General features: G+C 47.0%; 29 protein-coding genes and 1 pseudogene. 10 read left to right on the top strand and 20 right to left on the bottom strand.

Annotated elements, in window-relative coordinates; translation table 11 throughout:
* Window positions 1-34: 34 nt before the first annotated feature.
* The 13 genes from ABJ225_RS08805 to ABJ225_RS08745 all read right to left on the bottom strand — a co-directional run bounded on the left by ABJ225_RS08805 (window position 35) and on the right by ABJ225_RS08745 (window position 10,149).
* Window positions 35-745: an alpha/beta fold hydrolase gene (locus ABJ225_RS08805; protein WP_347319651.1), complete on the bottom strand. Its 711-nt coding sequence runs from the start codon at window positions 743-745 to the stop codon at window positions 35-37.
* Window positions 746-931: 186 nt separating this feature from the next.
* Window positions 932-2,611: a M3 family metallopeptidase gene (locus tag ABJ225_RS08800; protein WP_347319649.1), complete on the bottom strand. Its 1,680-nt coding sequence runs from the start codon at window positions 2,609-2,611 to the stop codon at window positions 932-934.
* A complete protein-coding gene (locus ABJ225_RS08795; RefSeq protein WP_347319647.1) occupies window positions 2,611-3,180 on the bottom strand; it encodes a 2'-5' RNA ligase family protein in 570 nt (189 codons plus the stop codon). The genes ABJ225_RS08800 and ABJ225_RS08795 overlap by 1 nt, the downstream gene beginning before the upstream one ends.
* A gap of 123 nt (window positions 3,181-3,303) precedes the next feature.
* A complete protein-coding gene (locus ABJ225_RS08790; protein ID WP_347319645.1) occupies window positions 3,304-4,512 on the bottom strand; it encodes an ABC transporter permease in 1,209 nt (402 codons plus the stop codon).
* Window positions 4,505-5,434 carry an ABC transporter ATP-binding protein gene (locus ABJ225_RS08785; protein WP_079515235.1) on the bottom strand — a complete coding sequence of 310 codons (930 nt, stop codon included), beginning with the start codon at window positions 5,432-5,434 and terminating at the stop codon, window positions 4,505-4,507. Before ABJ225_RS08785 ends, ABJ225_RS08790 begins: the two co-directional genes overlap by 8 nt.
* The gene (locus ABJ225_RS08780; RefSeq protein WP_347319643.1) at window positions 5,434-6,303 is read right to left on the bottom strand and encodes an ATP-binding cassette domain-containing protein; all 870 of its coding nucleotides are present in this window, start codon (window positions 6,301-6,303) and stop codon (window positions 5,434-5,436) included. The genes ABJ225_RS08785 and ABJ225_RS08780 overlap by 1 nt, the downstream gene beginning before the upstream one ends.
* Complete coding sequence (locus ABJ225_RS08775; RefSeq protein ID WP_347319641.1) at window positions 6,300-6,686, bottom strand: GntR family transcriptional regulator; 387 nt, start codon at window positions 6,684-6,686, stop codon at window positions 6,300-6,302. Before ABJ225_RS08775 ends, ABJ225_RS08780 begins: the two co-directional genes overlap by 4 nt.
* A 15-nt stretch (window positions 6,687-6,701) precedes the next feature.
* Window positions 6,702-7,424: an ABC-2 transporter permease gene (locus ABJ225_RS08770; RefSeq protein WP_347319639.1), complete on the bottom strand. Its 723-nt coding sequence runs from the start codon at window positions 7,422-7,424 to the stop codon at window positions 6,702-6,704.
* A 137-nt stretch (window positions 7,425-7,561) separates the two neighbouring features.
* Window positions 7,562-8,095: a cysteine hydrolase family protein gene (locus ABJ225_RS08765; protein ID WP_079515231.1), complete on the bottom strand. Its 534-nt coding sequence runs from the start codon at window positions 8,093-8,095 to the stop codon at window positions 7,562-7,564.
* A complete protein-coding gene (locus ABJ225_RS08760) occupies window positions 8,092-8,562 on the bottom strand; it encodes a DinB family protein (RefSeq protein WP_347319637.1) in 471 nt (156 codons plus the stop codon). The genes ABJ225_RS08765 and ABJ225_RS08760 overlap by 4 nt, the downstream gene beginning before the upstream one ends.
* Window positions 8,549-8,959: a nucleoside 2-deoxyribosyltransferase gene (locus ABJ225_RS08755; RefSeq protein WP_347319635.1), complete on the bottom strand. Its 411-nt coding sequence runs from the start codon at window positions 8,957-8,959 to the stop codon at window positions 8,549-8,551. Before ABJ225_RS08755 ends, ABJ225_RS08760 begins: the two co-directional genes overlap by 14 nt.
* A gap of 5 nt (window positions 8,960-8,964) precedes the next feature.
* Window positions 8,965-9,510 carry a GNAT family N-acetyltransferase gene (locus tag ABJ225_RS08750; protein ID WP_309300034.1) on the bottom strand — a complete coding sequence of 182 codons (546 nt, stop codon included), beginning with the start codon at window positions 9,508-9,510 and terminating at the stop codon, window positions 8,965-8,967.
* A 30-nt stretch (window positions 9,511-9,540) separates the two neighbouring features.
* Window positions 9,541-10,149, bottom strand: a complete 609-nt coding sequence (locus ABJ225_RS08745) for a VOC family protein (protein ID WP_347319633.1) — start codon at window positions 10,147-10,149, stop codon at window positions 9,541-9,543.
* Between the two features lie 179 nt (window positions 10,150-10,328).
* Between ABJ225_RS08745 and ABJ225_RS08740 the strand changes: the two genes are divergently transcribed.
* Both ABJ225_RS08740 and ABJ225_RS08735 read left to right on the top strand, forming a co-directional pair.
* Complete coding sequence (locus ABJ225_RS08740) at window positions 10,329-11,051, top strand: 3-ketoacyl-ACP reductase (RefSeq protein ID WP_079515229.1); 723 nt, start codon at window positions 10,329-10,331, stop codon at window positions 11,049-11,051.
* 62 nt (window positions 11,052-11,113) lie between these two features.
* Window positions 11,114-11,548: a GNAT family N-acetyltransferase gene (locus ABJ225_RS08735; protein WP_347319631.1), complete on the top strand. Its 435-nt coding sequence runs from the start codon at window positions 11,114-11,116 to the stop codon at window positions 11,546-11,548.
* Window positions 11,549-11,577: 29 nt separating this feature from the next.
* On the opposite strand, the gene ABJ225_RS08730 is transcribed toward ABJ225_RS08735, so the two are convergent.
* Genes ABJ225_RS08730 through ABJ225_RS08710 form a run of 5 tightly spaced genes read right to left on the bottom strand, consistent with a single transcriptional unit; the run spans window position 11,578 to window position 14,748 of the window.
* A complete protein-coding gene (locus ABJ225_RS08730) occupies window positions 11,578-12,567 on the bottom strand; it encodes a S66 family peptidase (RefSeq protein ID WP_347319629.1) in 990 nt (329 codons plus the stop codon).
* Window positions 12,564-13,091: a DinB family protein gene (locus tag ABJ225_RS08725; RefSeq protein ID WP_347319627.1), complete on the bottom strand. Its 528-nt coding sequence runs from the start codon at window positions 13,089-13,091 to the stop codon at window positions 12,564-12,566. Before ABJ225_RS08725 ends, ABJ225_RS08730 begins: the two co-directional genes overlap by 4 nt.
* 2 nt (window positions 13,092-13,093) lie before the next feature.
* The gene (locus tag ABJ225_RS08720; RefSeq protein WP_079515225.1) at window positions 13,094-13,714 is read right to left on the bottom strand and encodes a class I SAM-dependent methyltransferase; all 621 of its coding nucleotides are present in this window, start codon (window positions 13,712-13,714) and stop codon (window positions 13,094-13,096) included.
* A gap of 60 nt (window positions 13,715-13,774) precedes the next feature.
* Window positions 13,775-14,326, bottom strand: coding sequence for an ATP-binding protein (locus ABJ225_RS08715; RefSeq protein ID WP_347319625.1), 552 nt, complete (start codon window positions 14,324-14,326; stop codon window positions 13,775-13,777).
* The gene (locus ABJ225_RS08710) at window positions 14,323-14,748 is read right to left on the bottom strand and encodes an NUDIX hydrolase (protein WP_347319623.1); all 426 of its coding nucleotides are present in this window, start codon (window positions 14,746-14,748) and stop codon (window positions 14,323-14,325) included. The genes ABJ225_RS08715 and ABJ225_RS08710 overlap by 4 nt, the downstream gene beginning before the upstream one ends.
* A 155-nt stretch (window positions 14,749-14,903) precedes the next feature.
* On the opposite strand from ABJ225_RS08710, the gene ABJ225_RS08705 reads away from it, so the two are divergent.
* Window positions 14,904-15,320 carry a VOC family protein gene (locus ABJ225_RS08705; RefSeq protein WP_347319621.1) on the top strand — a complete coding sequence of 139 codons (417 nt, stop codon included), beginning with the start codon at window positions 14,904-14,906 and terminating at the stop codon, window positions 15,318-15,320.
* Between the two features lie 103 nt (window positions 15,321-15,423).
* On the opposite strand, the gene ABJ225_RS08700 is transcribed toward ABJ225_RS08705, so the two are convergent.
* A complete protein-coding gene (locus tag ABJ225_RS08700) occupies window positions 15,424-16,035 on the bottom strand; it encodes a response regulator (protein ID WP_347319619.1) in 612 nt (203 codons plus the stop codon).
* Window positions 16,032-17,617: pseudogene (locus ABJ225_RS08695) on the bottom strand (ATP-binding protein). Before ABJ225_RS08695 ends, ABJ225_RS08700 begins: the two are co-directional and overlap by 4 nt.
* Window positions 17,618-18,021: 404 nt before the next feature.
* Between ABJ225_RS08695 and ABJ225_RS08690 the strand changes: the two are divergent.
* The 7 genes from ABJ225_RS08690 (at window position 18,022) to ABJ225_RS08660 (ending at window position 26,603) form a co-directional block, all read left to right on the top strand.
* Entirely contained in the window at window positions 18,022-18,969 is a 948-nt protein-coding gene (locus tag ABJ225_RS08690) for a DUF1672 family protein (protein ID WP_347319617.1), read from the top strand.
* 12 nt (window positions 18,970-18,981) lie between these two features.
* Window positions 18,982-21,072: an SA1320 family protein gene (locus ABJ225_RS08685; RefSeq protein ID WP_148985199.1), complete on the top strand. Its 2,091-nt coding sequence runs from the start codon at window positions 18,982-18,984 to the stop codon at window positions 21,070-21,072.
* 361 nt (window positions 21,073-21,433) lie between these two features.
* Window positions 21,434-22,360, top strand: a complete 927-nt coding sequence (locus ABJ225_RS08680) for a DUF1672 family protein (RefSeq protein ID WP_347319615.1) — start codon at window positions 21,434-21,436, stop codon at window positions 22,358-22,360.
* Between the two features lie 45 nt (window positions 22,361-22,405).
* Window positions 22,406-23,341 carry a DUF1672 family protein gene (locus ABJ225_RS08675; RefSeq protein WP_347319613.1) on the top strand — a complete coding sequence of 312 codons (936 nt, stop codon included), beginning with the start codon at window positions 22,406-22,408 and terminating at the stop codon, window positions 23,339-23,341.
* 463 nt (window positions 23,342-23,804) lie between these two features.
* A complete protein-coding gene (locus tag ABJ225_RS08670) occupies window positions 23,805-24,731 on the top strand; it encodes a transglutaminase domain-containing protein (RefSeq protein ID WP_347319611.1) in 927 nt (308 codons plus the stop codon).
* Window positions 24,718-24,864: a hypothetical protein gene (locus ABJ225_RS08665; protein ID WP_290031222.1), complete on the top strand. Its 147-nt coding sequence runs from the start codon at window positions 24,718-24,720 to the stop codon at window positions 24,862-24,864. Before ABJ225_RS08670 ends, ABJ225_RS08665 begins: the two co-directional genes overlap by 14 nt.
* Window positions 24,865-24,869: 5 nt before the next feature.
* Window positions 24,870-26,603 carry a S9 family peptidase gene (locus ABJ225_RS08660; protein ID WP_347319609.1) on the top strand — a complete coding sequence of 578 codons (1,734 nt, stop codon included), beginning with the start codon at window positions 24,870-24,872 and terminating at the stop codon, window positions 26,601-26,603.

The raw sequence follows: 26,603 nt of genomic DNA, 5'->3' as shown, positions 1-26,603 counted from the left end.
CTATTTATCCTATTCTACCATATGCTTCCTGTCCTTACAGCCCGTCTGCGCGAGAAAGGAATTGTTCTAGGGTCAGGGAATACAGGTGCGGCTGCTCACTGTGGACAAGATGGGAGGCAAACGGAATGACCGCGATCCTCACTTGTTCTTCAGCATAATAGAGTGCTCCTTTTCTTTCTGCCGGCTGTCCTTCTCCTACCATATACAGGATGGGTGCACCGATGCCTTTGAAACTCTTTGTTTCATGGAAGGGATACCAGTCCTCATCCCAACCGAGTTGAATCAGCTTCCTCCAATCTGATCGGTGAAGCCTATCGAAATATTGGCACGCCTCCTGATTTTCCAACAGCCCTTTTTGCATGTCCATATCTTGACGATGAAGATCCGACCAATTGGTTGGTTTCTCAGGCGTGATCCCTGATAAGGTGACACTTTTGATCAAATGGGGATAGTGCTTTGCGAAGAACAGCGCCACTAGCCCCCCAAGGGAGCAACCGACAAGATGTACGGGGCCCACCTCCAGATGCTCAATCGTCTCGGCAAGATCCGTCGCCGAGTCTTCAAAGAAATTCTCATACTCATCAGATACGGATGAACCGTGCCCTCTCAGATCGGGGCGGATGATCTGGTACGCCCCCTTGAAGAAGTCAGCCTGTTGTTCAAAATCGGTCAATCCCGTTTGTAAGCCTGTGTGAAGGAATACAAGGGGTGCTCCTTGTCCTGTCACATCTGTATGTAAAATCATTTTTCTCCCTCTCCTTCTCAGCGGATGAATAACCTTGCGAAAACCTCGGGCTACATCATATCAACGATGACCGTGCAGCTCTTCTCCGGCTTTCTTTCTCCGGAAAAGATGTCGCGCTCGCTCCTCACCTTCCTTCCCATACAACCACTTCCTTTATTTAGCAGTATAGGAGTAAGTACGTTTGAATCATTGATTTGGTTTCAGCTGGCGGGAAGAAAGTGCGATGAATGTCTCTATATTTTCCTCAATTTGATCCAGGGCGGATTCCCATACGCATCCGCTGATCAGATGTTTCTGCATAAACTCCTCGACCGTCAGTGATGCAGTGTCCTTCAACATCGCCATTAAGCGTTGCTCCTTATCTTCTGCCTCTTTTAACTGATGATAGATCCCCGTACTGAGCAGGTGGGCCACCGTATATGGGAAGTGGCCGAACGGTTTCCGTGTGATATAAAAATGGCGAAGTGATGCCCAGAAGGTCGGATCAAGAGTCTTCATATCCGGTCCAAAAACGTGGTTTTGTACATCGGCCATCCACGTGTTCATCCTGCGTGCATCGACTTCACCCATTCGGCGGTTTTCGTACAGCTTTTCCTCGAAACGATGGCGGACATAGCTATTGAGGATGGTGCCTATGTCCCGGCTGATCTGCTGATCAAGAAGATGCATTTTTCCCATGGGAGAAGCAGATTTAATGGCTTCCTCAATAAGAATCGATTCGAACAAAGTCGAGGCAATTTCCGTGAATGCTTGTGGACAATCCTGCAGAAACATGGGATGGTCCTCTAGAAGATGATAATGGTAGGCGTGGCCAAGCTCATGGGCTAACACACTCACACTCTGAAGGTCGCCTTCATAGCTCATCATGACCCTCGTCTGCCGCGCATTGGGAAAGTGTGCGCAAAAAGCACTGACTACCTTGTGACGGGACGGCGCTGCATCGACCCACTTGTGGTTGAACCCATGCTGGACAAACCGACCGGCATCCTCCGAAAAAGCTCCTATCAGATTTCCGATCAAGATCTTAGCTTCCTCATAAGGGATGGTCCCAAATTCCGTCTGCAAAGGGAGAGGGGCGAATTGATCCGTCCAGTGCAAATCTTTCTCACCTTGAAGAACCAATTTATGCTGGAGGAAGTCGTTGAACATCCCCTTCCGCTCGAGGACAGAGGCCCACATGTCATTGACGGACTGTTGCGTGATCCGGTTTGTTTCATAGGCCGACTGAACAGGATCCTCGCCCCTGCTGATCCGGAATCCTGAGATGTGATTCAATGCCTTGGCACACCAATGACTGACTTTCTCCCACTCCTTTGTCCATTCCTTAAAGAACTCGATCCTCGATGGACGATCGTTCGAATAATAGACAAGCCTAACTGCTTCACCGAGGGGAACCTCTTTGCCTTTCCATCTGGGTTTCACTTGGTCCGAAGCCATTCCGTATAGCTCAGCCCATGCATGGAGACCGTCCGCTTCGAGCTCATGGCTCCCAGGAGAGGCCAAACGCCAGGTGGACAGTACGGGCCTGAGGGAAACCAATTCCTCGGAATCGGCCAGTCGATTCCACTCGTCATCCGTTAACTGACGACATTCCCGCTTCACCTCTGACTCGATCTGTTTATAGCGCCCCATCAGCTCTTCTGCCTTACCGGCCAACTGTTTACCCATCGGATCTTTCTTATCTTTCCAGGTGATGCACACTGCAAGTTCAAGATATTCATAGCACCTCGAATAGATTTCTTGAAGGGTCAAAATTTTTTCTGACAAAACTCCATTCATCGTAACGCTCTCTAACTCAGATGTTATCCGTGCAATATCCAAGTCAACATCATCGGGTATCAGTGGGTGGAGGGTCCATTCATCCATCATCCGTTCATCACCCCACTCTTGGATAACCTCTTTGTATAAATCACAGGAGCCACGAGCTTCCCATTTTCTTCACCGACTTTCTCAATTATGGCAATGCGATCAATGGTTCCGGAGATCGGCTCTACATGCTTCTGGCAATAACCGAACACGTCGGACAGGTTTCCTGTAACAGGCTGGTTGGCCAATGTGCAATGGGGAATCCACTGTTCAGGCTCGTATAGCTCGTTGGAAGCCTCTTTGTAGTCGGCAAACACATGGTGATAGGCCCCATGCAGCTTCAATAGATCGGTGGTGATGACCGGAGAGAGGAAGACCGTGTCGTGATTCAGGAACGAGCCCACGGTATTAAAGGTGAGGGCTACCTCTTCCTTCCCTTCACAGTAGGCTTCAAGCTCTGTCATGAACGTCTCCTTGTCCAATTGCTCATAACTTGCTAGAGTCAGATGGGGCTTCCCATCCTTGACTTTATTCACATAATACGAGATGGATTGATCACAGAGCTCCTGCCAGATATCCATCACCTTTTGTTCTGTCTCTTCATCAAATAACGCCACAACCCAATACATGCAAGTACCCCTTCCTCTTTTCCATACATCCCCATTATTTCAAATAATCTGACGTTTGACAATGCAGCATGGGGACGGTTCCTGTGCGTCATTTTTTTGACGCATCGGAACCGTCCCCATGTATCATGATTTAACCCATTTGATGATTTCTCCGATGCTGGCGTTCTTCCCATAGAGGAGGATGCCGACTTCGAAGATTTTGCCGGCAATCTTGATCATCACCCAGATGCTCAGGATGAGGACGGCGATGGCACCGATGATTTCGAGCCACGGCCATTGATCGAGTAAGGAAAGCCTCAGGATCAGGATAGCCGGTGAGGTGAACGGCACATAGCTGGCAATCGTCGCGATCAATCCATTTGGATCAGAAAGAACCGGTGAAATCAGGATGAACGGGAAGAATGGCAGCATGAGGATCATGCCTTGGAAGTTGCTTGTCGAGCTCATATCCTCCATCGTCGCACCGAGTCCGACAAAGAGAGCTGCGAATAATAGATAGCCAAGGAGCGCAATGAAGACGAGGAGCAACAGCTCAGGAACGAGCAGATAGTCCATGACCGGAAACTCATCGAAGCGAATCGCAATCGCAGGAAGAGCGACAGCAATCCAAAAACCGACCTGCAGGATCCCAAGGAAGAAATATCCGATGATCTTCCCTTGCATCAGCTCACTTGGGGTAAGGGACGACAGGATGATCTCCGACACCTTCTCCTTTTTTTCCTGAGAAGCGCTTTGCACGATCATCATCCCCGTCATGATGATGGAAAACAGGACGAGCCCTGCCGCTGCTCCAGGCACTGCTTTCCGCAGGAAGTCACCTGAACCGTCTTCACCAGCAAGTTCCTGCGCTGTGAACGAGATATCGGTGGAGACCGCCTGAAGCTGCTCATCTGTGAGTCCTGCCTCCGTCAGCCTAAGCTGCTGGAGGGGCTGCGCCAGGATCTGCACGTCCGATGCAAACGAATCAGGGATCTCTTCTGTAGTCAGATAGGTGATCTGACCCTTTTCCACAGCCTCTTTGGTCAAGGGGATATACGCCATATCCTCCTCATCGCGGAAATCCTTCTCCATTTCCTTTTGATCTTTATCCGTCAGTGTCACGCTCCATTCCAGATCCGCCTGCTTCAAAAGCGGTGCCACTTCATCCTTCCAGATCCCCGTATCATCCTTTACATACACATGGACGGGCGTGTCCCCTCCCCCTGCGAATAGGGACGGCAGGACGGCAAAGATAATCGCAATCAACGGTGTGAGGACCAGTGAAATCAGGAAGGATTTGTTCTTGACGTTCCTCTTAAACTCCCATTTGGCTACTTTTAAACTATTACGCACTTTTTTCACGTTCCTTTCCTTGCTTATCGGTGGCGATATCGATGAAGATCTCATGCAGTGTGATGCGGTCGATCTTCAGTTCATTGATTGAAATCCCTTCAGGAAGCGTGCGAATCCAGGATGGAATGTGCACCTCTGAGTCGAGGTAGAGCGTCGATACCTGCTCAGACTGTTCCACCCGTGTGACCTGTGGAATCGCCTCCAGCATTTCTACGCGATTGGAGCCTTGTATCGTGCATTTGAAGTTCGCGTATTTCTCCTTCACTTCATCCATCGTGCCGCTGATCACTTCCCTGCCCTTGTGGATCATGATGAGGCGGTCGGCCATTTCTTCCACAAGGTTCATCTGGTGAGCGGACAGGAGGACAGCCGTACCACTGCGCGCCAATTCACGGATTTCGTCTTTGAACACTTCCTGACTGACAGGATCGAGTCCGGAGAACGGTTCATCGAGTATAAGCAGCTTCGGTTCATGGATGATGGAAGCGATGAACTGCACCTTCTGCCCCATCCCCTTGGATAGCTCTTCGATCGATACCTTGTCTTTCCCTTCAAGTCCGAATTTCTTCAAGTAATGAAGGGCACGCTCCTTGGCTTTTTTGATCGGGTAATCCTTCAGTTCCGCGAAATACAAGAGGATATCCATGATCTTCACATTTTTATAGAGTCCGCGTTCTTCAGGAAGATAACCGATGGCATGCTTCGGGATGACTCCCTGTTCTTCGCCGCTGAATTGGATGAGCCCTTCATCCGGGAACAGGATCCCCATGATACTCCGGATTGTGGTGGACTTACCAGCCCCGTTAGGTCCAAGTAGAGCCGTGATTTCCCCTTCCTTCACGTCAAAGGACACGCCGTGCAGTACCTGCTGTTTTTTGAACGTCTTCTGGACGTTGCTGACCTTAAGAATGGTTTTTGGCATCATGCTTCTCTCCTTTTATTTAATAATTCAGTAACGACCGTTTCCAAATCCGGCACCTGCTCTTCCACGATGGAGATGGCGTGATGACGGAGGGCATCTCTGGTTTGATCTGGATCGTTTGTCAGAATGACCTTCCCGTAGGTCCGTTTCAGCTCACCAGGCAATGGTTCGTCGAAAGGGACAGATTGATCTAGCCATAAAAGTCGGTGAGAGGCGACCAACTCATCCTTCTCAACCGGCTCCCCTACTTCATCTCCATCAAAGAAAATCAAGTAGTCTGCGAGCTTCTTCAGATCATCCACATGATGCGTGGCCAATAGGATTGTCTTCTCCCCCGTCTCCATGATCTCGGCAAGCAGATCGATCACGAGCTTACGGGACGGAATGTCCATGGAAGCCGTCGGTTCATCCAGCAGCATCACTGGCGCATTGCACCCCAAGGTGAGGGCGATGCTGAGCTTCGCCTGCATTCCCGGGCTGAGTTTCTTTCCTTTTTTATTCAGCGGGATATCCAAGGTGGAAACGACCCGCTGAAATGACGATTCGTCCCAGTCCGGATAGTAGCGGGACATCAGCTGTCGGAGATCTTCACCTGTAAGGAAATCCACCCCATCCATCTGCTGAGACTGATAGGATAGGTGGGATTTCCAGTCCTCATCGTCACCATTTACAGGCTTGCCGAAGATTGAGATAGTCCCTTTGTTCGGCTTTACCAGATTCATGATCATCTTGAAGAGCGTGCTCTTCCCCGCTCCGTTCGTTCCTACGAGAGCGCAAATCGTCCCAACCGGGATGTTCAGGTCGGGAATAGAGAACGTAATCCCCCCGATGGTTTTCTCTACATTGCGTATGGTAATCGGGTCGTTCATTCCTCTTCCTCCTTTAAAATGGATTCCATCAGTTCACTGATTTCGCTATTGCTTAATTCATGCTGCCTCGCGATTGTGACGGCTTTTTTCAACGCATCATGGACGGCTTGCGATGCAACCGACTCCCTCTTGCCGGCGTCGATTTCCGCAACGAAGGTCCCCTTCCCCTGCGAGGTGCGGATAAAGCCTTCGTATTCCAGGTTCTGATAGGCCCGCCGGATCGTAATCGAGCTGATTTCGAGATCCTTCGCCAGCACCCGGATCGACGGCAGGGGAGATCCGGCCGCAAGCTGACCGCTTGCAATGAGGGCTTTCAGCTGATGCTCGATCTGATGATAGATCGGTTCCCGCGAATCCTTTGATAATCGGATCGGTATATTCATTGTTTTTCCCCCTGCTTACATATAATCCATTTTGTTCATTTGTTTCAGCGCATGGCGGTATGCCCACCACGTGCTTAGTGTCGGTATGACGATGGCCAAGATCAGCATAATAAAGGGGTGATCGGAGGTGAAAAAAACAGACCATTTTAATATGCCAGTTTTGAATACATCTTTCATAAGTAGAAAAAGAGCACCACCAATTAATATTAACCAAATAAAGCTTGTGACCATCCTCAACTTGGTAATACGCTCACCGGTCTCCATTGTGGCATACGCGCTGCAAGATGCGAGTGCGATCCCGGTCCAAAATATTGTCAGGACGACAATTCCTCCTGTTGACAATGCATCTTTAAAAGCATCTGACCAGATGTATGTCAATACCAAAGCGACCACAGTTCCAACAACGACCGGAATGTAGAGACTGATGAAACGACTGAAGATGATTACCTTCCTTTTTATTGGCAACTGGTTAAATAGCAAGAAGGTCGGTGCAGCGTACAGGTCACCATCAATTTTCTGAATTTGGCTTTCTTTCGACCTTGTCCATGAGGGCATGAAGAAGATATACATGAGGAAGAACAAGTCGAAAACAGGTTGAATTTTTCCCAGGTAGCCCTCCATCAAATCTGAGAAAAAGTATGCATACAGAACCGCCATCATCAAGAGGGCTAGAATATGCCTTACAACATGCCTAAAATCAAAACGTGCCAGCCAAATGCTTTCTTTCATTGTATTCATATCCGAGTACCTCCATGTTCGAGTGTTATACTGTGTATATGTATATGCACAGTATAAAAGAAGATACCTTACAAAACAAGATGTTTTTGGAAAATAAAACAATTAAAATCCAATTGAATAAAAAAAAGAAGCCCCATTCAGCTTCTTTCACTCTCCCATTTTTCGATTATATCCTTTGATCGTGTTACGTCGGCAAACCATCGGAGGACTCCATTGTGATGACGGATGATGTCTTCTGCTTTCAGGACTCCTGAATCCCAGGTACTATGGGCATCGGAGACGAGCGTCACCTTATACCCCATGCTGAAGGCACGCCTGCACGTCGTATCTACGCACACTTCTGATTGGATACCGGTAAGAAAAAGTTCCTCCACTCCCCGTGTCTGAAGCTGCTCGTGAAGATCCGTCTGATGAAAGGAATCAGGGGTCATTTTATGGATGACCGTTCCTCCTATCACCCGTGGATGGATCTCCCATCCTGTTGTCCCGCGTTCCAATGGCTTTCCTTCAAGCGCCTCATGCTGGATCAGAAAAACTGGGATGTTCATTGACTCTGCTTTTGCTTTCAGGGTAGTGATTGCCTGCAATAATGCATTCGCATTGTGCACTTGTTCCCCTTCATTGAACATGGCTTGTTGTACGTCTATGATAAGGAGCGCCCGCTTACTCAATCCCAGATTCTCACACGATTGACCCCCGCCGTGCGCAGATAATCGAGAAGTTGACCAGTATGTACAGCCTCATGGTAAGGAATACGGAGAAGCATATCACCCAAGTCCCGAACATACCCTGATTCACTTCGATCGATGCTGATTTCCTTGAGATCCTTTTCCGTATAAGAACGGATGGTCTCCAGGAATGCCTCGTGGTACCCGGCAGCAAAGGCAAGCTCATCCTCTACATTGGTGTACGGCCGGCTTTCAAACGGCGAATCGAACGCGTCAAGACTTCCTTTGTTCTTAATGGCCAGGTGGTAGTAATGTTCACTTTCCAGTACATGCCTGATCATTTCAAGCATGCTCATCGCTTCTGCATCCGGTCTCCAATGTAGCTTATCCTCTGGAATGCTCCTCCACACGTTGGTGCTCCTTCTTCTTACTTCCTCGATGTTAAAGATGATCCACTCAATGCTGCTCATATGATGCCTCCTGATATCTGTAATGGTTGTTTATCAATAGTAGAAACTCGTCCAATTCTCCTGTGATGTGCCGGATTTCCGGCAGATGATAGAACGTGGTGCTCTCATTCAAAGACAATGGCACTTCCGAATAAAGGTATATGCTTTTTTCCCACGCAAGTGCGAGGCCAAGCTCTACATGAGTGCCTTTTCCTCCAGGAAGCAAGACGATCACCACATCCGCCTCCAAGATCGCCCTTTTCTCCTCTTGACCTATGCGTTCAAGGTCTTTCGCCGTGCTCGCCCGCTCATTTTGCGTCCAATCATACGTCAGTCGGTGTCCCGCTGCACGGAGAGACTCGGTCACGTCCCTCACCATGGGAATGTTTTTAAAGCTCGACGCCACATAAAATTTCATGGCATTCAATGTCTTTCTTCAAACGTTTTGCGGAAACCGTAGAATGGGCGATAGGATTGTTGCTCGTAAAAGGTCTTTGACGTGGAACTGGCCAGCATCTCCACCCGGGTGCTCGGGTAGAGGGTGTGAACATAGTCCAGGAGTCTCGCTCCAATTCCACATCCCCTGAAATTCTGGTCAATCAATAGTTCACAGATGAAAAGGGTGATATGTTGATCCGTCAGCCCGCGGATATACCCGATGATCTCACCCTCCGATTCAGCCACATAGGCGATCCCGGAATCGAGCCAGGCCTCCTTGGTCAGCTCCCTCTTACTCACAAGATTATTCCACTCTTCCTTTTCATTGAGGCTGTGGATTGCCGGAAAATCTTCTTCCTTGAACTTTCTGAATGTGACTTCACGATTATTTTTCAGTGTTAGTTGCATGGTTTTATTCACTCTTCCTGATTTTATTGTTGGAGCCGCTTGAAGACTTGCTTTCTTTTTATCGAAATGCATCAATACCTTTTTGACTGCACCGTCATGCCGGTCCTCAATTCCTGCAATCACCTTTCCAGCTCAATATGCTCCCTTAATAGCCTACCCTGTCAGCAGGACCTCACCTCCGCCCCTTTCCACCAAGGAGGTGAGGTGAAACTGTTTCTCTCCTCGATCAATCTGACGCAATACGTCATCCAGACCGTAATCATGCCCATAGGGTTCAATGCTTTCAAGACCCGCCTTCGCCCAGTATCCTGTAAATGATTTGGAGAAAAATGCCCGGATTCCTTCACTTCTTTTCGAAGCATATCCTTTTGACCACTCCAAAAAATAGTCCTCTACAACTTGAATGACCGGGTGCTGATCCTGATGATCCTCAAACAGGCCGATCTTGTTTCCTTCAGGATCTTCAAATGTACACCAAGATGCCGGCACCCCGTCTCTTCGCTGTATCGGTTCAATCTCCAGATCAAGTTCAGTCATTAGCCTCCCGCGCTCCTTCTCAATAGACCTCACCCCCAGTCGCATCGGACCTCCTCCAGGCTCTCCTTCTGCCAGCTGGAACCAGGAACCCGGGACCAATTCCCATTCGGCAAATCCTTCATGAGGAACGAAGTCCGGTTTACGATTGAACAGTATTTCATACCATGCAAGGCCATCCGAAAAATCCTTTATCCTCATTTGAATGGTCACACTCGAATACGCCATTCAACCACTCCTCCTTTTTAATCTTCAACATGCTGCGTATCGAAACAGAAAACGTCATACCTTGGCATGGAGATTCGCTGAGTCTGTCACCAACGCTTCCATTTCAATGGTGATTCCTTGCAACCCCCTCCCGGACCCCGTACACTGTCCATAAGAACCTATTGAAAGGGGAATCACTCATGGCACAATCAATCGAAGGAAAGATCGCGTATATTACCGGGGCCGGCCGCGGCATCGGGAAGGCAACCGCACTTGAACTTGCCAAAGCCGGTGTCCATCTCGGCCTGATGGCACGAACGGAGTCCGCCCTGGAGGAAACGGCCGAAGAAGCCAGAACCTATGGGGTGAAGGCCGTTACGGCACCTGTTGATATTGCAGACCTCTCAAGCGTCGAAGCAGCTGTTTCTTCGCTTCAATCCGCACTCGGTGATGCGGACATCCTGATCAACAATGCTGGAATCGGTGTATACGGAGAGTTCCTTGAACTCGAACCTGCAGAGTGGAAGCGTGCCTTCGAGGTCAATGTTTTCGGCACCTACCACGTGACCCGCACCGTCCTTCCTCAGCTTATCGAGAAAAACGGCGGGGACATCATCATGATCTCATCCAGCAGCGGACTGAAAGGAACAGCGAAAAGCTCTGCTTACTGCGGTTCTAAGTTCGCCCTTCAGGGATTCTCTGAATCTCTCATGCAGGAAGTGCGACCGCATAATATCCGCGTCATGACCTTGAACCCGAGTTTAGTAGCCACAGACCTTACGTTTGGTGATAAGCTCGAAGAAACCGACACGAGTAAGTACATGCAGCCCGAAGATCTGGCCGAGCACATGGTATCGCTTCTAAAGCTGGACCGCCGCATCTTCATCAAGCAATCCCTTCAGTGGGCGACGAATCCTTTCTGAGTATACAAGCCTTCGCTATTCCGCTATACTCTTAATCATTAGCTCTGAAAGGACTGAAGCCAGTGAACATCAAGAGAATCGTAACAGAAGACGAATTGAAAGAAGCCTTCGCCATCCGCAAAGAAGTCTTCATCGACGAACAGGGTACCCCTGATGATGAAGAATACGATGCTTTCGACAACCTCGAAGCCGATTGCACCCACATCCTTATCTATCAGGACGGGAAGGCGGTTGGTACGGGTCGCATCCGCACAGTGGAAGGAACCGGGAAACTCGAGCGCATCTGCATCCGTGAACCATTCAGGAAAGGCGGTGTCGGGCGCCATATCATCCAGGAGCTTGAGGACATCGCATCGGAGCAGGGCCTGAGCCGCGTAAAGCTGCATGGTCAAACCCATGCCGAAGGGTTCTATCATAAGCTTGGATATGTATCCGAGCATGAGATCTTCTATGAAGCAGACATCCCCCATAAACTGATGAAAAAAGAATTAAAGTGATAAAGGCGCCCACTGGGTGCCTTTTCTTCTTATATCCACTCCTCTACGCACGTCACCGTCTTTTCTCCCGCGTCAAGCTTTACCCGTTTTCCGATTGCCAGTGGATGCATCGGGTGCGTATGACACGTATCCAACTCCGCAAGGACCGGCAGTTCTCTTCCATCGAGCTGCTCCAAGAGGAAATCAAGTGGCTTCTTTCCCGTTCCCCCATCATCGAACTGTTCATGCTTCCCAAGAATGATTCCCGCCGCCCGATCGAACAGTCCATGAACCTTCAGCATGGCAAAATTCTTCTCCACGACAGAGGCATGCTTGCCGCAGTCCTCAATCAGGAGAATGTCCCCTTTTTTCACTTCGGGGAAATACTCTGAGCCGATAAAGCCATACATGGTGCTGACATTGCCGCCCATAAGTCTTCCTTCTGCGCTACCAGGATTTCCTGTCACCCATTCATTCCGGTAGAGCTTCTTATCCGTCGTCTTCTCCGCCCAGTTCACGGGTTCATCCGACCAGAAAGGCGGCATCGGGACTTCATACGGTACGACCGTGTTGTTCATGAAATAGTCTTCAAAAAAGCGATAGGTATCATCGACCAAGGGAGGAAACTCTCCAAACGATGGCACTAGGGATGGTCCGTAATAGGTGGTGATCCCTGTTTTCGCATAAATGCCCAACAGGATTGCCGTCGCATCCGAGTAGCCCACCAGAAGCTTCGGATTCTCCTTGAAAGCCTCATAATCGATATACGGGAGCATACTGTTGGAATTCGTCCCTCCGATCACCGACATAATCATGGCAAGGTCAGTTCGTCGGAACAACTCATTCAGTTCATCTGCCCGCTCCTTCGGGGTCCCTGATCGATAATGATCCTGCTTACCCGTCAAGGCACCTCCCACTATGGTAAAGCCCTTCTCTTCCAAAAAGGCCTTTGCCCGCTCAAACCTCATCTTTGAATGCGCCGAAGCAGGCGAGGATGGAGAAAAAATACCGATCTTATCTCCTTGTTTCAATCTGTTCATGCTTCTCTCTTCCTTTCTAGTTGCAGGGCTTTCCGCATGAGCCGGATCTGCCCTCTATGGTTGATTTCATCCTCCATTACATGGAACCAGATGAAGTAGTGATTCGAGGGGTGACCGTCCCAACGGCACTCCTCATAGAGCCACTCATCCGGTTTATCGGCAAAGACTGTGAGGGTCTTCTGCCGGACACGATGCAATCTTTCGATATAAAAGGAAAGGGGGTGTCCAAGAATTTCCTTGCAGCGACGGGCTCCCAGCCCGTAGGCAGCTCCCCATTCCTCCATTTCTACTTCATTCGGCTTCCGTCCATCGAAGAATTCAATCTGGAATCCTTTCTCTACGGCGGCCATATGAAGGAGCAATGCCCCGATGGTGTTACCATCTGACGAAAGAAGGCCATCCAGTTCTTCCTGTGTGCACCCTTCGATAGAATCAAGCGTCGTCTTCCGTGCATAGTCCATCTGGGATACCAAATGCCCGATCTGCGGGGCGTACCCTTTTTGTTCCTTTATGTAGATGCCCATGATTACCGTGATCTCCGAAGGATGATTCCTTGAAAATCGAGATCCCTGCCCAGCTCTTCTTTTGCCAGGCACCGAAACGATTCGATCTTAAAATGCCGTTCAAGGATATCTCTCAATCGTTCATTCGTGTAGAGGGCAAAGAATCGTTTAGGCTCATAGAAATCCCCTTCCCATATCCCCTCTGAATCCTTGCCTCCATAGACACCCATGAAAAAGACCCCGCCTGGCTTCAGTACCCTTTTGATCCCTTCAAGTACGCCGGGCAGATCATCCTTCGGGCAGTGTAGCAGGCAGTTCATCGCCCATACGGCATCGAACGCTCCATCGGGGAACGTTAACGAATCAAAGCTCATGACCTCTGCCTTAAGCCCTTTCTCTTTGCACAGCCGGATTGCTTCCGGTGACAGATCGGTGCTGAACGTGTTCAGACCTGCTTCTTTGAAGAATACGCTATCCTGCCCTGACCCGGCTCCAATCTCAAGGAGTCTGGTCTTGTTTTCCTTGATCAGGAGTGACAGGAAGTGGCTGCGCACTTCCGCCTTCCAATCCTCCTTGAGCTCGCGATCCCTGGAGATGGCAGCAGCATTATATGAATCGGTTAATTGATCTTTGATTATCTGCATGTGTACCTCCTTGCTTTAGAACATATGTTCTTAATTCTACAGAGATACTTCCGATTCCTTCTATTCTTCTATACTTTTTATCTTTTTTATCGCATCGATTACGCGGATCACCTCCTCTTCACTCCTGATGGTAAGGAGATGATCAGCTTCTCCTTCAGAGGGGCCGTTTCCGTGATAGCCGTTCTGTCTCTGCAACACTTCTTCATATGAAGTGGTGGACGTCCTAAAGATCGTCGTGCTGCGGCCCGATTCACCGATCCGCTTGAAAAGGACGGAATCGGGGATTTGAAAGTCGACCAGGATCGTCTTGAAGCCTTTCTGTTCAATGCTTGAGAGCAGGTCACGCCTCCCATCCCGGTCCAGATTGGAGTTGCTCAGGATGATATGATGTCCGGTATGCTCGACCGCATGGTTTAAAATGGTCTGTGAAAGGGCCATTTTGAAGGTATTTGGGCCCTTCTCAGGGACAAGCTTCCGGTAGTGGGTGTTGATGAACTCTGCCTGAAGATCCTGATCGAGGACGATAGAATCAGGCAGCTCCCTTTCCAGCGTCCGGGCAAAGGTGGTTTTGCCGCTGTGGGTCTTCCCTACGGTAAGGACGGCCAGCCTCACTGATTAAACTCCACGTGGATGGGATGACGGGTGTGCTCCAGCGAATCTTCAATCCGTTGGCGGAAGTTGGAGTGGGTCACCATGCTCAGAGCCACATCCACCGGAAAGAACCCCACTTCCATGCTCTCCGCGGATGTCGTCGGCTCACCGCCGATGACCTTACCGAGGAAGAGGGTCTTGCAGATTGAGCGCTTCACATTCTGATAGATTCCACAAAATTTCACGATTTCGATATCAATCCCCGACTCTTCCTTCGTCTCCCGGATGGCAGCGTCCGTCAGTGATTCGCCTTCCTCCATCTGCCCACCCGGCATCTCCCATCCCCTTTGCGGCCCCTTGATCAAAAGGATTTCCCCTTTTTCATTCAGCACGGTCACGGCCGCAGAAACAATATGCTTGGGTGGTGTGTATGTCATTGTCATGATCGATCCCCTTTTCATAAATTATCCAATTCTATTATTTCAGAAAAATATAGCATACTCAATGCTTTTCAGCCTGAAACCTTTGTTGAAGGGATTTCCGGACTCATAGCGAATAGATGATAGAAAGATCTTTTCCAATTAAAGGAGGTGTCAGGATGTTTCGAGTAGGATCCATCTTTATTCCTGTGACGGATATGGAGCGTTCAAGCGTGTGGTATGTGGAGCATCTCGGGGTGAAGAAAATCGACGAGTGGGAAGACGGTGTCGGGTATTTCCTACCTGACGGGCTCACCCAGCTTGCCCTGGTGAAGGTGGAGTCACGTCAGGAAACCGAGTTCACAATTAGAAGCGACAGAAAGAATGTGTATTTCAATTTCCTCACGGATAATATTGAAGCCGTTCATGAAGGATTCAGAAGGCACGGTGTCACGGTCACAGCGATTGAAGATTTCGGGGGTATGAAAGCCTTCGATTTCAACGATCCCGACGGGAACCCTTTCTCCATCGTGGATGAAGTAACCGGATCACCTTTTCACAGCGATGAAGTACGGAAACTTCAAGGGAAAAGCTAGAACAATAAGAAGGAAGCTCTTCCCGTGGAGAGCTTCCTTCTTATTTGGCCATGAAATACTTCCGCTCCGGCCTGCCTACGATTCCGTATTCAAGCTCCGCCGTTCATTCCCCCGTTGAGACCATGTACTCCAGATACCGCCTCGCCGTTGCACGGGATGCACCCATCTTGGAGCCCATTTCCTCAGCTGAGATTCCTTTGCCCGTATCCTCCACGATCGCCTTCACCTTGCTCAAGGTGAGTGAATCGATCCCCTTCGGCATGCCGCTTCCATTCAGCGGCGTTTGATGCAGACCGAGCAACCGGTCGATGGTGGCCTGGCTGATCTCTTCCTTCTCCTTCAGCATCTCCCTTCTCTTCTGGTACTGCTGCAGGGTGGAGATGAACCGCTTCAAGGATACGGGCTTGATGATGTAATCAAGAACCCCGTTCCTGAGGGCCGTCGCCACAAGCTCCCGGTCGTTCGCCGCAGTGATCATGATCACATCGACATGGGGGAACCGGGTGCGAATCGCCGGCAGGAGATCCGTCCCGAGCTGATCCTGCATGTAGATGTCGAGAAGCAATAGATCCGCTTCCTCTTCTCCCAGCAGGCGGAGGGTTTCCTCCCCGTTCAGGGCCTTCTCGGCAACGCTGACCCCTTCGATCTTCTGGAGGAATCGCTCATGGATGGACGCCACCCTGAAATCATCCTCCGCTATGATCACTTTGATCATCCTTCTTCTCCCCTTTTCTCTTCTTTTGGAATGAACACGGTAAAGACCGTCCCTCCGCTTTTCGGTACATGAAGCTCAATCGTTCCGCCAAGCCTTGTGACCGTCTCCTTCACCAGCGTCAATCCCACTCCCCGGTTCCTCCCCTGTTTCGAAGAGATCCCACGCTGGAATACATCCACATCGTCAGGGATCCCGGCTCCGGTATCGGCGACTTCGAACACAATATCCCTCCCGATATCGGTGGTAAAGAAAGTGACTTCCCTCGTCTCCTTGTGAGCAACGGCGTCAAAGGCATTATCCATGATGTTTCCCAGTATGGTGATGAGGTCACTCATGGCAACTCTTTTTGGTAACGGTTTCAAAAAGCTGGTTGGATCGATGCTGAACGTCACTTTATATTCAGATGCCTTCCCGATCTTCCCTAACAGGATGGCCTGAACTTTGCGATCATGGATCTGTTCAAATACGATCCGGTTCTGGCTTCCATGCACGTCGGCCTCTGAGTGGATGAGATCGATGGCCTCCTCATATTCCTCCAGCTGCAAAAGGCCCGAGATGGCATACAGCTTATTGGTGAACTCATGGGTCTAGGCACGAAGATCTTCAGAATACTGCCGGACCTCTGAAAGGGTATTGATCATTTCCGTCACTTCCGTCTTCTCCCGGAAGCTTGCCACCGCCCCGACAATCCCGTTCTTATCCATGATCGGTGTCCGGTTGACGATCACGACTTTCCCGTTCAGGAGCATTTCCAGAGCGTTTTCATAAATGTCGTTCCGCTGGATATCATACATTTCCATATTCGGGATCACTTCCTGTACCGGCACCTGGGTCTTCCGCCCACTCACACCTAGAAGCTTCCGCGCAGAGTTATTCATCATCGTGATCAACCCCTTCTCATCCACAGCGATGATCCCTTCTTTTATGGAAAGGAGGATGGCATTACGCTCCCGGTAGAGTGACGCAATTTCCTTCGGCTCGAGTCCGAGGGTATCACGGCGGATATTCTTCGCAAGGAGGATGGCCCCCAAGGCTCCTCCAATAAATACGAGAATCGAAACGATGCCATAGTTCCGCAACTTGTTAATAAAACGGCTGTGAATATCTTTCTCTAGGAAACCGACGGACACCAGTCCGATGATTTTCCCGTTATCATCAAAAATCGGTGCCTTTCCACGAAGGGATGGACCCATGGAGCTTACTGCCTTTGACGTATAATACTCACCTTTCATGAGGGCTCGGTCGTTATCCCCTCCCACCATCCGCTTCCCGATCTTCTCTTCCTGCGTGTGGGAATACCGAATGCTGTCCGTATTCCCCACTACGATGAACTCCGCCCCCACCTGCTCCTTCATCTGGATCGTCATGGGCTGGATGATCTTCGCCGGATCCTCAGTCTGAAAGGCTTCACGGATACCTGGGATGAGAGAAACCGTCGTCGCCACCTGCAGAGCCAGCTGACCTACACCCTTTCAGTATCTTCGGACTCGATATACGCGAGCGTCTCACTCAACAAAAGGATGACCGATAACAACAACGTCAAGATCAGGACCAAGAGCTTGGTCTGCAGCGATACATTCATCCCTCTGACCTCCCCGGTCTCATTTCTTTCATTTTAGAAGTACGTCCGCCGTTTGGTATGAATCTAAATGGAATACCTTTCTTCTCATCAAAATACGGCCCCCCTCTATATCCCTGTTATTAAGGATCGTACATGAATGAATCAACAAACAAATAAATCTTTCCAACATGAGGGTTAAATCCATAAACTGGAGGGTAATGGTATTTCAGGTGACAAAAGACTCAAACACCTCGGGATCGTCACAAATCCGAATGACAAAAGATTCATGGAAAGACAATCCTTCCAGGTGACGAATTTCCTGTTTTTGAATTAATGGGTACATTCACCTGTTAATACTTTACAGTTTCTTTTACAATAAAGAAGTTCTTTTACGTACATCATCCCATTAGGAGGATTGTTAACACATGAAACATAAATGGAAACTGTTCGTATGTGGTATAAGCATCTCATTATTATTAGGAGGTTGTTTTGGAGTGGAAAATGGCGGAAAATCGGATGTTAAAAAAAGTCTTACAAAGCAAGATGAGAATGCTCGGTCTGAAGATGTATACGAGAGTGTTTTGACATATACAGGAGAAGGCTATGACCTGCCAGGGGGAGAAGAAACGGAGAAAATTGCAAAAGATCAAAAGGATGAAGTTGTAAAAGCAACTAAAGACTATTTGAAGAAAGAATACAACACTGATATAGAAGTTCATAATATGGTGGGAAACGAAGATGGGGTCACTGTTTTTTATGAATCTACCGGAAACTTACATTTCTACGGTACAGCAATTGTTCCGATTGATGTAAAAAACAAGACAGTCTTATCCGATCAAGTATGGACTTTAGAAGGGGTTGTGGAACGTGGAATTAGAGGTGCCTTATACGCTTTTATTTTTGAAGATAAATTTAAAAAACTAGATAGCGTGCTAGCTGATTTAGAGAAAAATGAAAATATAGTTGGACGAAAAGTAGAAGCAATTGAAAATGTGGGCGGAATTGGTTATATGACTCCTTATTACTTCTTAGCTAACGATAATGATGATCAAGCAATCGAACCTGTATATGACTATTACATGAAAAACCCTAATGCAAGTAAGGAAGAACTTTTAAATGAATATAAACAAGATTTGTTTATCCCGGAAGATTTCTTGTTCTCCATTCAATTTTATATGAAAGACCAAAAGAAATCTCCAGAGGAAGAAATCTTAAAAACAATTGTAAAGACAATAGAAGATAATGATGGTATTCCTTCTGGAGCATATGCAATTAATTTACATGATAATTATGTAATAAGGGAAGCTGCAGAAGGCGCAAAGAAAAATTCCATAAGCAAAAAGTTTCCAAACGGAGAAATAATAAAAAAATAGGGTGATCTAATAATGACAATTACAACACAAATTGAAACAACTGATGCAGACTTAGTAGAACTTTCTGGATATCATGTTTATCAGAATCCTCCTGAGGACTCTAAGTTAGATGTCAATGGGAAAAAATTTAGAGTTGTGAACACTAATTATGATCATCCTACTGGTTTAGATGCTATGACCGTCCTAAACCAAAAGACTGGAGAAATATCTATAATTTATCAGGGAACTCAGGCAGATGCGAAATATGGTAAACTTGACCTCTTAACGGATGCCCAATTGTTAAGCGACCTTGATGTAAGACAGGTAGAGGCAGCTGACGAATACTATTTAGAAATGAAAAAATTATTCGAAAATGAAGGTGGAGTTTCATCGGTTGCAGGTAACTCACTCGGAGGCCCATTAGCCTCAGGAGTAGTCGTAGAACATCCTGATGATAATATACGTTGTGTCACGCTGGACCCAGCATTATTACCTAAAGGTAAAATGGATCCTAATAGGGATTACGACAATATAGTAAACTATTTTGGGGATAACGATGTATTAACAAAAGGCCTTATCGCTTTAGGTTTAGAAGACCGAATCCCTGGTGAAAGAAGAGATATTTCTTTTGGCGTTCCATATGCTGGAGCAGATCTAGAACATATTGGTTCATCTCATACAGGCTTCAAAAAGGACATGGCACCACACGTAGTCGCTGGTGAAAATATTAATGTGTCAGCAGATGATCATATAATCACCAGTATCTGGACGGGAGAACCGTTGTACAGCGGAAATACTGAACGCATCGATATTACCCCTGAGGCTCTTGACAAACTCTCAAAGGCTTTAATTGGGGATGATTTGTCAGTTCACGGTAAGTATACAAGTATAGATAGTTATATGAATAAGTCACAATCACTAGTAGAACAAGAAGGAGAAAGGTTCACTGCACGATTGAATGAACTTCAAGATAAAATTGAAGAAATTACTGAGTCACATTTCAGTCATCCCTTGTTCAAAGGCATGAGTACCTTAGCTGCTCCTATCCTATTGGAGTTGGACATTTGGATTGCCCTATTGGGTAAAGCAGAATCCTTTGTCAGGTCCATAAATAAGGTACTGGACTCTCCCCCGCTTGAGCTAGTAGAGCATATTGTCAACATTGACCTAAATGTAGCTAATATATTTGAACCCCCACGTGAGTTGCTCTCTCAATTTAAAGAGAATATAGTAGATCTACTACAAGGTTTCAAGCAATTGAGCGAGCACTTAATACCCACACTTTTAAGCGGTGGGAAACAGGTTGTAGAAGATGTGTTTGTAAATGATTTAAACGCACATTACAAAATCGTCAACCTAAATATTGAGAAAGTGTCAAAGCATATTGAACTGTTTAACTTTAAAACAAATTTCGTAAGGGCAGAGATGGTCATGCGTGATAAAAATTTGGCTGACTCAATCACAAATAAGGGCTCATTACTTGCAGTCGCTCCTTCGATGCTGAATAGTTCCGGGGAACCGTTAACGGAATCAGACCATATGCTAGTTGGTATGAAATTAGGTGATCTGATTCTCGATGAAAGCATCGCAATTCTCACTGCTTTTGGAAATAACGTTATCCAAGCAGTAGTAGGAACCCTAATAGGAATTGTTTCAGCACTAGAAGGGTCCCTTGAAGCAACAATCCTGCAAATTAAGTCAAAAGCTAAAATAGACTCAGTCGCCATTCCTATGGATTTCTTGGGGCTATACTCGAATCTTGCAAATAAAGTGAATGCTATAGCTGAGTCAGCAATCGCCCCGCTTGAGGAGATTACTGGAACACTGGGTGGAGTTAGAGATGGACTAACTAGAGTATTCTTTGGTTTCCCTAACATTGTGAATGAATTTAAACCCTTCCTTCAAAATGCAATTTTGGATCAATTTAAACTAGCTGAGATCAACATTTTAAACGGCGTATCTTCTTCCCTACATGGAGAATTAGAATTGCTCTTCGAAGATATAATCTATCAACTTAGTGAACATAAGGGCAATTCCATCACTGCACTTCACGATACTTCCCAAAAGGTAAAAGCCGATCTAGAAACCGTTCGCGAACAAATTGAACGGATTACATTCAGTTAGTTCGAATATGGTTTCTTACGACTATTTAATGTAATTAAATTGCATAAATGTATTTATAATGAAACGGAAGAAGGGATATCTATTCTAATGATATCCTTTCTTTTTTAACTGATTTGATAAAATTACACTTTCCCCTGAAGAGCTTCCTTTTTAACTTTCATATTAGTGGATATTTTTTGTTATGAAATGAATATCTAAAGTGTTCAACTATACTACTAGAAAAGATAAGAGGATCTAAACACTAATGTAAGTGACACTATCCCATCAAGCAAATGCCACTTATTATTTTTCCAAAAAACGCTAATTTCGAGTAGTTTTCAGTAATGAAAGATAAACACCTTAACAAATGGAGGGTTATCCGTTGAAGACATACAAAAAACATGCATTGCTAATTGTTTTAATCCCTCTCCTTCTAAATGGTTGTATTCCAATCTCGACTACAACACCCAAGGAAATCGAAGATCATAAAAAGAAAATAGAGAAAGAAAGAAAAGAACGAAACGAGGACGTATTAACGTACACTGCGGAAGATTACAAAGCGTATGATGCACAGGAAACGGAAGACATCACAGAAGAATTACGAGATGAAATCATTCAAGCAACAAAGGATTATATGAAGAAAAATTTCCACTTAGACATCCAAGTACACAATATTCTTACTAACATTGACGGGGTGACCGTTTACTTTGAAACAAAGGATCATATCCATTTCTTCTCAGAAGTCAGGATACCGATCGATCTGATTAACAAGAGAGTTCTGGGAGATAAAGTGAAATATTATGATGATCTTCTGGATAACGCTATGAAGGCATCACTATACGCTTATATGCATGAAGAACAATTCAGTGAGTTGGATGGACTTTTGGGTGAGGTAGCTGAAGAAAATGATGTGGTGGGAATCAGGAAGGAATTGATCCAAAACATAGGTAGACAGGGATACATGACTCCTTATTACTACACGAATTATTTAAATTCAGATGAAGCACTTATCCCCGTTTATCAAAAATATTTAGATGCTCCTTCCTCCACTAAAGCAGAACTGTTAGAGGTATTTAAATCAGAGGACTTCGATCCTGAGTATATCGAGATTCACATTCAGTTGTTCATGAAAGAACCAGATACTGAACCTGACGAAAAGACTTTCCGTCTAATAATGGATAAGATTAAAACCGGAAATCAACTGCCGAAAGGACATTACATCATCACCCTTAATGATAATCAAAAAGAAAAGGGAACAATCGATAACAGAAGCCTTGGCTCCAAGCAGGAAGAGATTATCATAGAATGATATGCACTCCTAATAATCCTAAATTAATTGGAGGAATTCAACACAATGATACGTAAATGGATCATGCTGTTATGCCTTGCCCCCACCCTATTTTTAGGTGGATGCCTCAATCTTCTATCAAATAATTCACCACAGGCTGAAAATGAAGATGGTGTAAAGGGCCGGCCCAGCGATATTTATGAAAGTGTCCTAACATACACGGGAGACGGATATTTTCTTCCAAATGGAGGAAAATCTGAAAAAGCCGAAGAACAATACAAGGATGAAGTAGTAAATGCAACCAAAGAATATATAAAAAAAGAATATAATACGGACATAGAGGTTCACAATTTGGTAGGTAACCAAGACGGATATACAGTATTCTTCGAAACAACAGGCCGACTACATTTTTATTCCACAGCAATCGTCCCTATCGATTTTAGTGAAGAAAAAGTCCTGACAGAAAATATTGGGACCTTGGACGATGAAGTAGAAAAGGGCTTAAGAACAGCATTGTATGCCTATATTAAGGAAGATGAATTCAAAATACTGGATGACCAGATTCAGGACATCATAGACCAAAGTGGTGAAATAGTCGGAACTACTGTCGAATCAATTCAAAATGCAGGAGGAAATGCCTACGAGACTCCCTATTATTTTGTCCAGTCAGTATCTGATGACGAAGCCATTAAGCCAATCTATGATCTATATATGAAAAATCCCGACGCTTCAAAAGAAGAATTGACTGACGCCTATCAAGAAGAGCTGTTTGACCCTGATGATTTATGGTTTTCCATCAACTTATATATGAAGGATCCCAAGAAAGAGCCGGTACAAGAGGTATACAATCCTATCATGATTGCTTTTGAAGAAAACGATGATCTACCGAAAGGCCACTATTTCATTAACTTGCACGATCATTATGTGATCAAGAAGGCAGGTTCCGGCAACAAAGAAAATTCACTAAGTCAGGATGGAATACACGGGATTTACAAAGAATAAAGCATGCAAGAGTTAGCACATACACCTTAGCTTATGTAAAAACCTCCTATTTCTGAATGTCAGTAAGTTACATGATAGATACATGTTCTGAATAAAATCAAAGCACAGGAACGGTCCCTCTTCCTCCATGAAGAGTAGGAACGACCCCTGTGCTTTTTACTTGTATCCTCCGGGAAGACCACGAAAATCAATCTATAGATTTTTAATGATCTTCACCGATTTGCTGTAGTACGTTCCTGTTTTATACTGCTCGGTCTCATCCTTTAAGCTACAGCGACGAGGCATCACACCAATCAACCTCACTCTAAATTCCATAAAACCCATTTATATACACCCCCATTCATGGTACCCTTTTCTATAAAGCAACCAGCTTGCGTGGAATGAATCCCCGTTATGGGAGGATTCTAGCTCCTCCCTCTTCTTTTACAAGGGTGATGCATCCAATAGGAAAGTGGCCACTATAATGAAGAAAATCAAAATCATCGAATCAACCAATCTACATCTCAACGAAATGACCCATCATCATCTTGATCTCTTAGATCCTGAAGAACGAAAAAAATTACGTGAGTATGTGATGGGGAGCAAAGACTTCCACATTAGTCATGAACTGACCTTTTTCTATGAGGCGATGGACTGGGTTCACAGGCAGTGGGATCACCATGGAATCAATCAGGCGCCTGCTGGCAGCTCCTCTCTTGATATCCTGAAGCGTGCTGCATCCGGGGAGCGCTTTCGGTGCGTGGAATATGCATCGGTTACCAGGGACGTGTTAATTGCTTTCGGCCATCCTGCTAGAAGTGTGAATATCCTTAGTGCCGATGCAGACTACGGCGGGGCCGGAAAGGGGCATATGGGAACAGAGGTGTGGTCAGATCACTTGGGTAAGTGGGTGTTCCTGGATCCACAGTTTAATTGCTATGCGATGAAGGACGGCATCCCCCTCCATTTCACAGAACTTGTCGAGCACTATGATCACGTCCAGTTTCACTCTCCTTCAAAGGAAACCTTGAGCGTGTATCCTTCCTTTGTTTCCGATTACTTTGGATACATACGCACCAATCGGAAGGAACATGGGCACACCATATGGATGACCCTTCCTTTGCAAGGATGTGAGCAGCAACTTGCATTCGAAGCCATGGAACTTGATCATGCCAGTTACACCATCAATAAAGATGACTTCTACCCTGCTCTGAATCATACAATGATCCTTATTGAATACAAGGAAAAGAAAGACCTATCAAAACTGATTCAGGACTATAACATCCAAACAGAAGAGGAATACGAAGCCTTCCTTCCCCTCCTTTCTGCCAAGCCTGACTACCGGCTCACCTTCATCCATACGGCGGAAGCCTTCAGCCATTATGAAGTTTCCATCGATGGATGGAGGTGACGCCATTGTTCTTTATGACAATGAGTTGGACTGGAGCCTAGTGGAAGGAAAGAACAGGATCACCGTTTGTACCGTGAATGACTGCGGGGTGAAGGGTGTCCCCGTTACCATGACGATCAATTATGGAGAGTGATGACATTGATAGCCATTCAAGACCTGTATCAAACGACCGCCATCGCCTGTTTCACGGTTGATGACGAAAGAAGGCGCATCCTGTTCAGTACGAACCACGGAGGTTCCTATGATGTGTGGGAACTCTGCCTCGACTCCCTTGAGACCAACCGTTTCACGTTTTCTAATCAGCACAGTTCCAGTCTCTTCACCTATGATGGGAGTGTGTTTGCAACATTCGATCGCGATGGAGATGAGCACTACCAGTGGCATCGAGTGATGGATGATGGGCAAATCATTCCTTTATCCGAGGAGGAAAACGGGGCGACGGCCTACTTTGCCAGCTTCACTTCACAAGGGCATATTTACTATTCCACCAATCATTTGAATCCGCTCATTAACGTTATGCGTTATGATGCTGTCCTTGGAACAAAGACCCTTGTGCAAAAAGGGGAGGCGGCTCCCATCGTGTGTGCAGCCGTTGCGCCGGATGAATCGTCTTATGTGTACACGGAATCCTATTCCAATACCCATGTGCCGGCCTACTGCATGGTGGGTGGAGTCAGTCAGCCCATGATTCCGGATGCTGTAGGTCCATACAGCACCCAGGATGTCCTATACGACGGCGGCGACCGGATCTACTTCCTGACAGACTATGGTGAGGATTTTCACTACCTTGCTTCGTATAAACCTTCTACCGGTTTGTTTACAAAGGAACTCTCGATTGAGGGCGAGAACATGAAGGGGCTCTGCAAGGCGGAGGATGAGTTGTTTCTGTCAACTGAGAAAGGGGTACGGGATCATTTGCACCGTTACTTCCCTGAGGAAGGAAACTGCACGAGAATCGACACTCCCTGCGATACCTTCAATCAACTGAAGGCAGCATCGGACGGCACCCTTCTCCTTCTGGGAAGCTCTGCCCATGCCTCCGACGCCATCTATCGATTGAGTCTGGACGGACGCTGGGAGTGCCTGACTCCCTATAGGGTGAAAAACAAGCGGGTCAAACCGGTGGCTGTCGAGTACCCCTCCTTCGACGGACTGACGATTGAAGGAATCCTGTACCGCCCGGATGAGCCAAACGGGGTGACGATTCTATGGCCGCACGGTGGACCGCAGAAATCGGAGCGGTTGAAGGATCGCCCCCTCCTGCAGTACTTGGCGCTGAATGGGTACACGATCTTCGCCCCCAATTTCCGCGGGAGCATCGGGTATGGGGCTTCGTTCATGAAACGGGTGGAAGGTGATTGGGGCGTCGGGCCGAGGCTTGACTGCGTAGCGGGGATGGATTGGCTGATTGCCGAGGGGCTTGCGGAGAAAGGCAGGATCGCAGTCATGGGCGGGAGCTATGGTGGTTACATGAGTCTTCTTCTGTCTGGCAGACACCCGGAGTATTTCTGTGGGACCGTTGATATCTTCGGGATATCGGATTTGATTTCCTACGTGGAGGCAGCTCCGGAGACACTAAAGCCCCTGATCGTCAATCTGGTGGGTGATCCCGTCGGGCAGCGCGAAAAGCTTGTTGCTGAGTCCCCGATCACGTATGTAGAGGATATGGCGGGTCCTATGCTCATCATACATGGCAAGAATGATGCGAGAGTGCGCCCTGAGGAATCGGAGCGGATCGTCGGACGACTACGGGAGCGCGGCATCCCCGTCCAGTATATCCTGTTGGAAGACGAGGGCCACAGCTTCTCGAAGCATGACAATGAAGTGATGGTGTACCAGGAGATCAAGCACTTCCTGGATACCCTTTTATAA

This window comes from Rossellomorea sp. RS05, assembly GCF_039822645.1.
GTDB lineage: Bacteria > Bacillota > Bacilli > Bacillales > Bacillaceae_B > Rossellomorea > Rossellomorea marisflavi_B.
The sequence above is the reverse complement of the archived record's forward strand: the minus strand, read 5'-3'. Positions and strand labels throughout refer to the sequence as shown.